The 12,157-nt window shown below is 72.4% G+C and carries 8 protein-coding genes; 4 read left to right on the top strand and 4 right to left on the bottom strand.

All coding sequences use genetic code 11. From position 1 onward, the window contains the following. Positions 1–12 precede the first annotated feature (12 nt). Positions 13–570 (bottom strand): CGNR zinc finger domain-containing protein, encoded by a 558-nt coding sequence (locus tag OG371_RS29005; protein WP_329058448.1) that lies wholly within the window; start codon positions 568–570, stop codon positions 13–15. A 22-nt stretch (positions 571–592) separates the two neighbouring features. Here OG371_RS29005 and OG371_RS29000 point away from each other — a divergent pair, with 22 nt between their 5' ends. After that, positions 593–1,780: an MFS transporter gene (locus OG371_RS29000; RefSeq protein WP_329073291.1), complete on the top strand. Its 1,188-nt coding sequence runs from the start codon at positions 593–595 to the stop codon at positions 1,778–1,780. Here OG371_RS29000 and OG371_RS28995 read toward each other — a convergent pair. Beyond that, entirely contained in the window at positions 1,749–2,117 is a 369-nt protein-coding gene (locus OG371_RS28995; RefSeq protein WP_329058447.1) for an Rv2175c family DNA-binding protein, read from the bottom strand. The genes OG371_RS29000 and OG371_RS28995 overlap by 32 nt on opposite strands. Positions 2,118–2,218: 101 nt before the next feature. Between OG371_RS28995 and pknB the strand changes: the two genes are divergently transcribed. The 3 genes from pknB (at position 2,219) to OG371_RS28980 (ending at position 6,928) form a co-directional block, all read left to right on the top strand. Next, a complete protein-coding gene (gene pknB, locus OG371_RS28990) occupies positions 2,219–4,258 on the top strand; it encodes a Stk1 family PASTA domain-containing Ser/Thr kinase (protein WP_329058446.1) in 2,040 nt (679 codons plus the stop codon). A gap of 212 nt (positions 4,259–4,470) precedes the next feature. Then, on the top strand, positions 4,471–5,496 hold the full coding sequence (locus OG371_RS47530; protein ID WP_442876000.1) for a hypothetical protein: 1,026 nt from the start codon (positions 4,471–4,473) through the stop codon (positions 5,494–5,496). Positions 5,497–5,608: 112 nt separating this feature from the next. After that, on the top strand, positions 5,609–6,928 hold the full coding sequence (locus tag OG371_RS28980) for a wax ester/triacylglycerol synthase family O-acyltransferase (protein ID WP_329058444.1): 1,320 nt from the start codon (positions 5,609–5,611) through the stop codon (positions 6,926–6,928). A gap of 320 nt (positions 6,929–7,248) precedes the next feature. On the opposite strand, the gene OG371_RS28975 is transcribed toward OG371_RS28980, so the two are convergent. Both OG371_RS28975 and OG371_RS28970 read right to left on the bottom strand, forming a co-directional pair. Beyond that, positions 7,249–8,640 carry a class II 3-deoxy-7-phosphoheptulonate synthase gene (locus OG371_RS28975; protein WP_329058442.1) on the bottom strand — a complete coding sequence of 464 codons (1,392 nt, stop codon included), beginning with the start codon at positions 8,638–8,640 and terminating at the stop codon, positions 7,249–7,251. Positions 8,641–8,703: 63 nt separating this feature from the next. Next, entirely contained in the window at positions 8,704–11,937 is a 3,234-nt protein-coding gene (locus OG371_RS28970; RefSeq protein ID WP_329058441.1) for a hypothetical protein, read from the bottom strand. Positions 11,938–12,157: the final 220 nt, after the last annotated feature.

The following is a 12,157-nucleotide window of genomic DNA, read 5'->3' as shown; positions in this document are numbered from 1 at the left end:
CCGAAGGCCCTCTCACTCCGGTGAGGGGGCTTTCGTCTTGGCCCGGTGCGCCGCCACACGCTCGCGGGTCGCGCAGCGCGTCGAGCAATAACGCCGTGGACTGCCGCCGCCCAGATGTGCGAACGGGCGCCCGCACGAGGGCGACGCACACAGCCCGCCCGGCGGCCCCTGCCGTTCGGCCAGCAGCCCGGCCAGGGCGAGCGCCGAGGACGTCACGAACCACGCGCCCCACGGCCCGTCGTCGGCCGCGTCGACGTGCAGGTGCCAGCCGAAGTCCGCGTCGTGCGCGGTCAGCCGCGGCGGGCTCGCGTACTTCGCGAACAGCCGGTTCAGCACCTTCGCTGCGGCCGCCGTATCGGGCGCGGCGAAGACCTCGCGCAGTTCGAGCGCGGCTTCGTGCAGCTCGGCGACGGCGGCCGTGGCCAACGGCTCGTCCGGCTCCCCGCGCGCCACCAGCACCTCGGCCACCCGGGCCGGGTCAGGCGGCACCGGCAGCAGCACGTCGAGCAGGTCCACCGCGCGGCGCACCGCCGAACGGCCACCCGGGAAATCCGGCGGCGGAACAGTCATACCCCACTGTAACGTCTTGACTGTGCTGAGCCGTTACCTGATCGGCGCGACGGCCGCCCGCAGTGGCGACGAGTCGTCCGGTCCCGCGCTGCTCCTGCTGGGACTGAGTTCGTCGACGGCGGTCACGGGCTCGACCCTGCTGGCCGGGCTGACCATCGCGGCCGCGTTCGGCGGACCGTTGCTCGGCGCGGCGCTGGACCGGTCCCGCTCTCCCGGCAGGGTCCTGGCCACGGCGCTCGCCGGGTACGCCGCCGGGCTCGCGTTGATCACGGTGCTCTTCGGCCGCGTGCCCTTCGCGCTGGTGCTGGCGACGGCGGCGCTCGCCGGCCTGCTCAACCCGGCGGTCGCGGGCGGCTGGACCGCGCAGCTGCCCGCGCTGGTCCCGCCGGAGCGGCTGCCGCGAGCGAGCACGCTCGACGCGATGACGTTCACCGCAGCGAGCCTGGCCGGCCCCGGACTCGCCGGGCTGCTGGCGAACCTCGCGGGCGCGCCGGTCGCGCTCACCGTCGCAAGCGTGTTCGTGGCAGCGGCTGTTCCGGTCGCCTGGCGCCTGCCGCGCCGGGCGGAGCGCCCGCGGAACCCGCGAAAGCCCACCGCCGCCGCACTGTTCCTGCTCCGCAACCGCCCGCTGCGCCGCACGACCGTGACCACCACGCTCTCGTACGCCGGCATCGGTATGGCCATGGTCTGCTACCCGGTCCTGGGCCTGCACCGGCTCGGCGGCGCGGGGTACGGCACGCTGCTGCTGACCGTCATGGCCGTGGCGTCCCTGCTCGTCAACGCACTGCTGGCCCGCCACCCGCTGCCCGGCCCGCCGGACATCACGGTGCTGCTCAGCACGGTCGCGCTCGGCTCGGGTTTCCTCGCGACCGCGGCGGCGCCGAACGCGATCCTGCTGGTCGCGGCCGCCGTACTGATCGGATTCGGCGAAGGGCCGCAGCTCTCGGCGGTGTTCGCGGTCCGGCACCGGGAGGCGCCCGCGGACGTGCGGGCTCAGGCCTTCACCACCGCGGCGAGCGTGAAGATCGCCGGGATGGCCGCGGGCACGGCCGTCGCGGGACCGCTCGCCGGGCAGTCGCCGGCGGTGTGCCTGTGCGCCGCCGCGGGGCTGCAACTCGCCGCCGCGATCGGTTACCTGGTGTGTTCACCGGGGACCGGAACGCGGGACGGGACGGGCGCTAGAAGGCCATCGCCTGCGCGCGGCGCTTGACCTCGGTGCCGTGGCTGGTGCGGAGCGCGTTCACCGGGGTCGAGCCCGGGAGCGTGTCGTCCGCCTCGAACAGCCAGCGCAGCATCTCGGTGCGGCTGAAGCCGGAGTCCGCGAGCACGGTGATCGTCCCCGCCAGCCCCTTGACCACGCCGTCCTTGACGAAAAACGCGCCCGGCACGCACAGCTCGCCGCCGCGCTTCACCGCGATCAGCTGGCCTTCGCGCAGCATCTGGCGCACCTTGTTGACCGAAGTCCCGAGGGCCGTCGCCACCTCCGTCAGCGGAAGAACCGCTACCGCGGGGTCGAGGACGTCTTCGGCGACAGGAATCCCACTCACAGGTGACACTGTGCCACATTCGACCGGGCGTCCCATTGGTACGCACGGGTGACCTGCCAGGTCACCTCCGCGCCACCCCGGCGGTTCCGTACGATTCAGCCGTGACACGGACGCATCCGAGCCTGGTCGGCACGCTGCTCGAACACCGCTACCGCGTGGACAGGCTGCTGGCCCGCGGCGGGATGTCGTCGGTCTACCGGGGGCTGGACACCCGGCTGGACCGGCAGGTGGCGATCAAGATCATGGATCCCCGCTTCGCCGACGACCGCTCGTTCGTGGAGCGGTTCGTACGCGAGGCGCGCTCCGCCGCGCAGCTGCATCACCCGAACGTCGTAGCCGTGCACGACCAGGGCTTCGACACCCCGGCCGGCGAGGACTCCGGCCTGGCGTTCCTGGTGATGGAGCTGGTCGACGGCGGCACGCTGCGCGACCTGATGGCCGAGCAGGGGCCGCTGGACGTGGCGCTCGCGCTGAGCATCGCCGAGCCGGTGCTCTCGGCGCTGGCCGCCGCGCACGCCGCCGGGCTGGTGCACCGCGACGTCAAGCCGGAGAACGTGCTGATCGGCCGCAGCAGCACCGTGCTCACCGGCGGGGTGGTGAAGGTCGGGGACTTCGGCCTGGTCCGCGCCGTCGCGAGCGCCGGGACCACCAGCTCCAGCGTCATCCTCGGCACCGTCGCCTACCTCTCCCCCGAGCAGGTCACCACCGGCGCGGCCGCGGCGCGCGGCGACGTCTACTCGGCCGGGATCCTGCTGTACGAGATGCTCACCGGCCAGGCGCCCTACACCGGCGACACCGCGCTTTCGGTGGCGTACCGGCATGTCAACGACGACGTCCCGCGGCCGAGCGACCTGCGCCCCGGCCTGCCGCCCGCACTGGACGAGCTGATCCTGCGCGCCACCCGGCGCGACCCCGAGCTGCGCCCGGCCGACGCCGGCGTGTTCCTGGCCGAGCTGCAGGCGGTCCGCGCCGAGCTGGGCCTGGCGCTGGTGGGCGTGCCGATCCCGCCCCCGCCGGACGGCGACGGGGTGTCCGACGCCGAGCGCACCCTTCCGCGCATCCCCGCCGTCACCGAGCAGACCATGCCGGTTTCCGGCCCGCGCGGCACCCGCGCGCTGACCAGGGCCGTGCCGGTCCCGCCACCGGGACCGCCGATGTCACCGCCGACCGGCCAGCAGCAGGCCGTGCCGCCGACGCCGCCCCGGCGTCCGGCCCCCGCCGAGGAGAAGAAGCCGCGCGACCGCCGGAAGCTCATCGCCCTGATCGCGCTCGGCGTGCTGGTGCTCGGCGGGCTGATCGGCGCGTACGCGTTCATCCTCAGCGACACCGGCCCGAACACCTCGACGGTGCCGAAGCTCGTCGGGCTCAGCCAGGCCTCGGCAGGTGACGCGCTGCGGGCGGCGAAGCTGACCCCGCAGTACAGCCAGGAGTTCAGCAACACCGTCCCGGCCAACACGGTGATCAAGGCCGACCCGGTCGCGGGCACCTCGCTGCAGCCGAACGCCACCGTGTCCGTGGTCGTGTCCAAGGGCAAGCCGGTGGTGCCGAACATCCAGGTGGGCAGCCCGCTCGCCGACGCCACCAAGGCGATCCAGGACCAGCAGCTCACCGTCACACAGGGCACGCCGGCGTACAGCGACACCGCGCCCGAGGGCACCGTGCTGAGCGTCTCCCCCGCCCCCGGCACGCCGGTGGACATCGGCGGCCAGGTCACGCTGGTGCTGTCCAAGGGCCCCGAGCCGCTGCCGCCGGTGCCCGACGTCACCGGGCGGTCGAAGGACGAGGCGTTCGGCATCCTGCAGCAGGCCGGGTTCCAGCCGCAGGACGGCGGCGAGGAGTTCTCCCAGACCGTGCCGGCCGGCTCGGTCACCCGCACCGACCCGGCGGCGAACTCGCCGGGCCGCAAGGTGGTGAAGGTCTTCGTCTCCAACGCCGTCCAGGTGCCCGACGTCCGGTTCAAGCCGTTCGACCAGGCGGAGCAGATCCTCAAGGACGCCGGCCTGCAAGCCGATAAGGGCGGTGACGGCGGCGGCGGTCGCGGCCACGGTGGCGGGTTCGACTTCGTCTTCCAGCAGGACCCGCAGCCGGGCTCGCTGGTGCCGAAGGGCACGAAGGTGAAGATCCGCGGCTTCGGCGGCTGAGCGGTGGCCACACTGGCGGAAAGCCGGGAAGCTGTGGTAGCACAACAGCTGGCCCAGCGCCGGAAAACGCCCGGGCGGCGCGCGGGCGTCCGGTAACGTCGAGGTCGCCCGAAGAACGGCGCGGAGGGAGTGTCGGACATGTTCGGCAAGGCGTTCTCCCCCGCCGTGGCCCGGTCGCCGGAGGACGGCGGCCCGTCGGCACGCGAGCAAGCATGAGCTTCTTCACGGACGGCCCGCGCGAGCGGCCCCTGTTCCCGGTGCGGGAGCAGGAGCTGTTCGGCTACGAGGGCCGCCCGTGGACCGGCCCGCCGAGCGACCACATCGTCCCGGCGCTGCTGCCGTGGGCGATGCCGCTCGGACGCTCCGAGCGCACGATCGTCGCGCTGCGGGGCATCGAGGTGTGGCCGGAGGCGATGACGCTGCGGCTCGGCGTGTACTCGCGCGACAGCCTGCACGAAGGCCGCAGCGGCAGCCTGATCGACCATCGCCGGATCCCGGACTACAACGCGCTACTGATCGGCGTGCTCTACCCGGACGGCAGCCGGGCCAGCTCGGAGACCATCTCGGTGCCCTCGGCCTCGGAGCCCGACCAGCCGGTGCTGCGCGCGCAGGGCGGCGGCGGCACCCAGTTCCACCTCGACCACCAGGTCTTCGTCTGGCCGCTGCCGCAGGACGGGCCGCTGACGCTGGTCGTGCAGTGGCTCGACCGGGGCATCAAGGAAACGCACACCGGCGTCGACGGCGCCGCCATCCGCGCCGCCGCCCACGAAGCCGGGGAGCTGTGGCCCGGGCTGCCGAAACGGCCGGGCAACGGGGTCGCGGTCCGGCACGCCACCGCGGTCTCCTTCGGCGGCTCGGTGTACGGCGAGGCGCCCGCTGCGGTGCCTTCCGCTGGACCATCCGCCGCCGAGCCACCGGCCGACGGGCCGCCGACCGGCGTACCACCGGCCGCCATTCCACCCCATGCCCGGCCGGAACCCATTCCCCTGCCACAGCCGACTCCGCTGCCTCAGCCCACTCCCGTGCCGCAACCGACTCCCCTGCCACAGCCGAGCGGCCGGACGCAACCCCCAGCCGTGCCGTCGTCCGCTGCGCCGGTGAAAAACGTGCCACAGCCCACTGCGCCACCCTTGCCGCAGCCCACCGTGCAACCCTTGCCACAGCCCGCAGTGCCGCGGAACGCAGTGCCGCCGGCGCCGTTGCCGCAGCGCAAGCCCCGGGCTACCACAGCCGAGTGAACCCGCGGGGAGTTAGCGCCCGCGAAACATCGTGACCACCCCCTCGTCATGTCCGGCTGATGTGGTGGTCGTCCCCTGCCCGAATCCCGGCCGCACCAGGAAAGGCCGCCGAATGACGCGGACCTCGCTCAGCCCGCTCGACGTGGCTTTCCTATGCCTGGAAAGCGAAACCGCGCCGATGCACATGGGCGCCGTGCTGACGTTCACCCCCGCCGAGCCGGTCTCCCCGGAGCGCCTGACCGCGCTGCTGGCCGAGCGGGCGGCGCAGATCCCGAAACTCCGGCAGAAAACGCGCACCGAGCTGTTCCCGCCGGGCTCGGCGAGCTGGTCGGAAGACCCGGATTTTGTTGCCGCGCAGCACATCCACCATTACCGCGTGAGCGCGTTCCACGAGATGGAACCGCTGGCGGAGTACGCGGCGCAGTGGATCGCGCAGCCGCTCGACACCGGGCGGCCGCTGTGGGAGCTGACCGTGGTGTCCGGGCTGGCCGAGGGCCGGTTCGCCGTGCTGCTCAAGCTGCACCACGCGCTCACCGACGGCGCGGGCGCGTATGCCGTGGCCGTCGGCCTGCTGGACGGGCTGCCGCTCACCGCGCGGGTCGCCGCGGCGGGACGTGACCCGGTGGTGCCGCGGCCGCGTTCGGCCCTCGACACCGTCAAGGACACGTTCGCCCAGGCCGGTCAGACGGCCGAAATCGCGTCCTCGCTGGTGCGTGCCGCGCGGCCGCCGCTCTCGCCGGCGCCGTTGCTGTCCGCGCCGGCCTCGGCCGAACGGCGGCTCGGCTTCGTCCGGCTGCCCGCCGCCGACCTCCGCCGGATCCGCCGCGCCCACGGCGGAACCGGCAACGACGTGGTGCTCGCCGTGCTGTCCGGCGCGCTGCGGGAGTGGCTGGTCAACCGCGGCCAGCGAGCCGACGGCCGCACGCTGCGGGCGTTGATCCCGGTCAGCGTGCGCGGCCGTGCCCGCACCCAGCTGAGCGGCAACCAGCTGTCCGGCTACCTGTGCGACCTGCCGGTCGGCGTCGACGACCCGGTGCAGCGCCTCGCCGTGGTCCGCCAGGCGATGACGCGGAACAAGGCGGCCGGGCCGTCCCGGGGCGCCGGCGCGTTCCCACTGCTGGCCGGGCGCGTCCCGCCGGTCCTGCACCGCCTCGGCACGAAGACCGCCGGGCTGGCCGCGCCGCTGCTGTTCGACCTGGTGGTGACCGCCGTGCCGCTGCCGCCGGCCCGGCTGGCCCTGGACGGCGCGCCGCTGGCCGAGGTGTACCCGTTCGTGCCCCTCGCCCCGCGCCACGCCGTCGGCATCGCCGTGGCCGCCTACCGCGACAGTGTCCACATCGGACTCCAGGCCAACGGCGCGGCCGTGCCGGACCTCGGCTCCCTGCGCGACGCCGTGCTGAAGTCGGCCGCCGCGCTGGTGCACACGGCCTAAAGCTCGTGAGTGTTCATGACGGTTAGAACCGTCCTGGCCACTCACAAGCCCTTGACCGCTGCCTACCGGACCTTCACCACCTGGTCGCCGCCGGTGGTCGCGGCGATGTACTCGTGAGACACAGCATCTCGATTCTCTCGCGACGGGTGGATACCTGCGCCACGGGAGTCGCGTGACCGAATACCGCCGTTACCGGCGCACACCAATGGCGCAACAACTATCGGAATACCCGCCCGATAATCACCGCGACGCTTTCCATTCCGGCGGAAATCACCATTTCCACACCACGGGGAAAAGGGACTTCCACCGGAATACGGACCTCAGCCGCGCAGCATTTCCGCGACCAGGAAGGCCAGTTCGAGGGACTGCTGGGTGTTCAGCCGCGGGTCGCAGGCGGTTTCGTAGCGGCCCGAAAGGTCGATGTCGGAAATCTCCTGCGCGCCGCCGAGGCATTCGGTGACGTCCTCACCGGTCAGCTCCACGTGGATGCCGCCGGGGTAGGTGCCCAGTTTGTGGTGCACCTCGAAGAAGCCCTGGACCTCGTCGACGATGCGGTCGAAATGGCGGGTCTTGTACCCGGTCGACGACTCGTGGGTGTTGCCGTGCATCGGGTCGCACTGCCAGATGACCTTGTGCCCGGACGCCTCGACCTTTTCCACGATCGCCGGCAGCACCTCACGGACCTTGCCGTTGCCCATCCGCGAAATGAGCGTGAGCCGGCCGGCCTCGTGCCGCGGGTCGAGCCGCTCGACGTACTCCAGCGCCTGCTCCGGCGTGGTGGTCGGGCCGATCTTGAGCCCGATCGGGTTGGCCAGCAGCTCGGCGAACGCGATGTGCGCGCCGTCCAGCTGACGGGTCCGCTCGCCGACCCACAGGAAGTGCGAGGACAGGTTGTACAGCTTCGGGTTCGCCGCGTCGGCGTTGTCCAGCCGCAGCAGCGCGCGCTCGTAATCGAGCAGCAGCGCCTCGTGGCTGGCGAAGATCTCGGTGGAGTGCAGCGAGGTGTCGGAGACGCCGCAGGCGTTCATGAACCGCAGGCCCCGGTCGATCTCGCCGGCCAGCGCCTCGTACCGCTCGCCCGCGGGCGAGGAGGACACGAAGTCCTTGTTCCAGTCGTGCACCTGGTGCAGGTCGGCCATGCCGGCGCCGGTGAGGGCGCGGACCAGGTTCATCGCCGCGCCCGCGTTCGCGTACGCGCGGATCATCCGGCCCGGGTCCGGCACCCGCAGCTCGGGCTTCGGCTCGAGGGAGTTGATGATGTCGCCGCGGTAGACCGGCAGGCCCAGCGCGTCAGTGGCCGCCGAGCGCGGCTTCGCGTACTGGCCGGCGATGCGGCCGACCTTGACCACCGGCAGGCTCGCGCCGTAGGTGAGCACCACGGCCATCTGCAGCAGCGTGCGCAGGTTCGCCCGGATGTGCGGCTCGGTGTTGGACTCGTACGTCTCCGCGCAGTCGCCGCCCTGGAGCAGGAAGGCCTCGCCGTTGGCGACCATGGCGAGCCGGTTCTTCAGCCGGTCGATCTCGGCCGGCACGGTGATCGGCGGGACGCTCTCCAGGACGCCCCTGGCCCGCTTGGCCAGCTCCGGGTCCGGCCACTCGGGCTGCTGCGCGGCCGGCTTGGCCAGCGCCGCGTCGAGGCGGGCGCGCAGCTCGGGCGGCAGCGGCGGGAGCTCGGGAAGTGTGTCGACGGGAACGTCCACTGTCCAGTTCACGAGTCCCAGGATAAGGTCCGCCGGCTGAGCGGCTCCGGGAGGGCTTGGCCGGGTCCCCGGCGTTCATTCGTCCTGGTGACGGAGGGCGCCCAGCCGGTCCGCGACGTTCAGCAGGCCGGCCAATTCGCCGGTGTCCAGTGCGGGCACGATCGCCGCCCAGTGGTCGATGCGGACGGCTTCGGCGAGGACCCGCTTGCGCTCGTCCGGAGCGAGATTGGCCGCGATCTTCACCAGCACCCGGGCCCGTTCGGGGGCGAATTCGATGCCCCGGGCCTCGTCCACGGCCCGGGCCGGATCGTGCCGGGCCAGTTCGGGCAGGAAAACCTCCAGCAGCCGGTCGCGGCGTTCATCGGCATTGCCACCGACGCCGACAACGGCCTCGGCCTGCTCGAGATGACCCGCTTCGAGCAGCCCGGAAACCAGATCACGCCGCACTCTCTCGGCGTAACGGGACAGCAAGCCGATCATCTCCAGCGCTACCGCCGCTTCACCCCGCGCTGCCAGCTCGTTCAGGCCTTCCGCGATCGTGTCTTCGAACCCCAGATCCTCTTCGTCTGTCCGATAGCGCGCGGCCAGCTCGATGATCTCGGCAGGCTCGCCGACCGCGCACAGCATGGTCATCACCGCCCTGCGAGCGGATCGCCGCTCGAATTCCCGATCGCTCTCCTGGTGCTCCGCCAGGCTCCGGACGTAGCCGGCCAGACCCGCCAGCGCGGCGCGGTCTCCCGCGTTCCGGAGACGACGCGCGAGGACGACCATCGGCGGGGCCTTGCTCGGCAAGAGCTCGAGACCGCGGATCAGCTTTTCCGCGACGCGGAAGTCTCCCTCGGCCGCCAGCAGTTCGGCCAGCTCCCGGATAGTGCCTCGGCCTCCCTCGTCGAGCGGCACCAGTGGCGCGAGCAGCTCGGCCCGCCGGATGTCACCGGCCGCGACCACCGTGCCGGCCAGGGCCGTTATCGCTTCGACGGCGCGATGGTCGCCCAATGGCCCGCGGGCCAGCCGCTCCGCTCGTTGCGCCGCCCGGTACGCCCCGGCCTGATCGCCGTGCTTCAGCAATGCTTCGGCGAGTGCGGTCCACAAGCGGAGAACGCCGAACAGGAACAAGCGCGGGGGCCGGCCGGGTTCGAATTTCTCGGCATACGCGAAGGCCCGCTCGGTCTGCCCGTCCGCCACCAGTGCCGTGATGAACCTGATCGTCGCTTCGTCTTGCTGATACGTACCGGTCATCGAGTCCAGTACAGCCGGAATGGCCTCGAGCCGCCCGGACGCCGTCAGCGCGTCCATCACCGCGGGGAACAGGACCCGATCGCGAACGTCCTCACCCAGCTCCGAGCTGAGTCTCTGGACGACCTCCAGCGGCTCCGCGGCCACGGTCAGCTCTTCGGTGAGCGAGGCCCGGAAGAGCCGTTCGCTGTCCCCCGCCTCTTGCATGAGGTCCTGGGCTCGAGCGGTCTCGCCGTCCCGGCGCAACCGCCGGGCCACGTCGAACACGAGCGAAACCCGGTGACTGCCGTCCAGCGCGTCAGCCACTCGCAGCGCCAGGTCCGGGTGTCCGGCGACCAGCAACGCACCCACCATGCGCAGCGTGGCCGTCCGCAGCTCCTCCTCGGGGATGGCCTTGGCCAGCAGCAGCGCCCGATCGACCTCCGGTTCCGGACCGGCAGCCACCAGGAATGCGTCGATCCTCTTGCGCCGGCTCAAGCTCAAGCGCTCGTCCCGCTGTCCGGCAGCTTCGGCGAGGCGGCCCTCACGCAGCAAGGAGAAGGGGATCTCCGCGAGCAGCGCGTCGCGCAGATCCGGTTCGTGCTCATCCTCGGCCAACCGGCGCGCCCGGTCGATCTCACCACGGCGGACGAGCGTGCCGGTCAATTCGAGCAAGGCCCGCCGCCGGGGTGCCGGCTCGATCATCGACTGGGCCAGCGCGACCGCGTGGTCCGCCCGGCCGAGCGCGGCCCACACGGCGGGGAGCGCCGCCGGCGTGTTCTTGTTTCGCTGGCGAAAATTGTCACGGTAGGTCTCGACGGTGATCAGGCGGATGAGGTCGGGCTCGGCCGAATCGAGCAACGCCGCCCGCGCCGCTTCGAGATCCTCCATCGCCGCGACCTCACCGCCGGACACGTCCAGCAGCCGTTCCTGACGGGCCTGGTCGCCGGCCAGATCCGCCAGAGCCGCCACGTCGCCGCGCTCACGGACCAGCCGGAAGTACCCGCGCAGCAGGAATTGCGGCGTGTCCACCGGCCACCCCGCGTCCCGATAGCCACCGGCCCAGCGGTCGAGCGCCTCGAGGTAGCGGGCCAGCTCGTCCGGTCCCAGCGCCTCGGCCGCCTCCCGCTGCAGAGTCTCGTGGGCCAGCAGGAAGATCTCGGGGGCTTCGCCGGCCCGCCAATGCGCGGGACGCCGGGTGAACGAGCGGCTGGCGACGCTGTTGAGCACCCGTTCGGCTTCCCGCTCGCGGCGCTGGGTCAGCTCCGCGAGATCAGAGCTGGTGAGACCACCGCGGGCGGCCACGAGGAAGCCCAGCAGATCCTTTTCCCCGGCACTGCCCCGGAGCAGGGCGTCGACCTCGCGCTCCATGTCGCCCCGCGCGGTGACTGCCGCCGGCGAGGGAGCCAGGGAACGCTCGATGCCGGGGGCCCGCACGGGGTGGTCCTCCCGCACGTCCGAGGGCACGCCCGGGTTGAAGCGGCTCGACACGATCACGCGCAGTCCGTGGGCGGGCAGCGGCAGCAGTGCGGCGATGCTGTGCCCGCCCGCGCTCGCGCCCTGGTCCTCGTCAAGGCCGTCGACCAGCAGTACCAGGCGTTCACCGCGCTCCCGGCAGTGTTCCGCGGCCTCGGCGAAGACCGCGTTGAGGTTTCGGGCGTCGCGATCCTTGGCCGTGCCGAGGATCTCCGCGAGCTGTTCCTGCACGACGTCGACAAACGCTTCCCGCCGATCGTCACCGAGCGAGCGGGCGGTGACGAAAAACGACACCATCCGCACGCTGTCCGGCGGCGCCAGCACGAAAGTGGCCATCAACGCGGACTTGCCCGCCCACGGCGCGGCCCGCCACCAGACGTAGCCCGGCGCCGGGTCCGGCGCGGTGCAGAACCGCGCCAGCTCGGCGAGTTCCTCCTCGCGGCCGACGAGCTGCTGCGGCGCTACCTGCCGCACCCACTCCAGGTAGCGCGAACGAGCGGGCGCCCCGGCGGAGTAGGTGATCGAATCGACGTGCCCGACCTGGAGGACGGAACCGGTCACCGGGCCGAGTACCTGATTGGTGATCGGCCCGTGGCGATCCGGCCGGTCCTGGACCATCGACGCTCCTCCCCCCGAAGTACCGGTGCCTGAGCGTCGCACGAGTTCAGGGCGGGGTAAAGGCCAGGGCTCGGCGCGTCGTTCGGCCGGGTCCGCTCGCCGGGCACCGCGAATGGCGGCCCGCGGTCCACAGTGGATTCCGGCGGATGAGCGATTCCGCCGTCACGGCAACGAAAACAGGCCCCGGTGCGCCATTGCACCGGGGCCTGCGCTCAGGGAA

Origin of the sequence: Amycolatopsis sp. NBC_01480, from assembly GCF_036227205.1 — a bacterium.
Taxonomy (GTDB): domain Bacteria; phylum Actinomycetota; class Actinomycetes; order Mycobacteriales; family Pseudonocardiaceae; genus Amycolatopsis.
The sequence above is the reverse complement of the archived record's forward strand: the minus strand, read 5'-3'. Positions and strand labels throughout refer to the sequence as shown.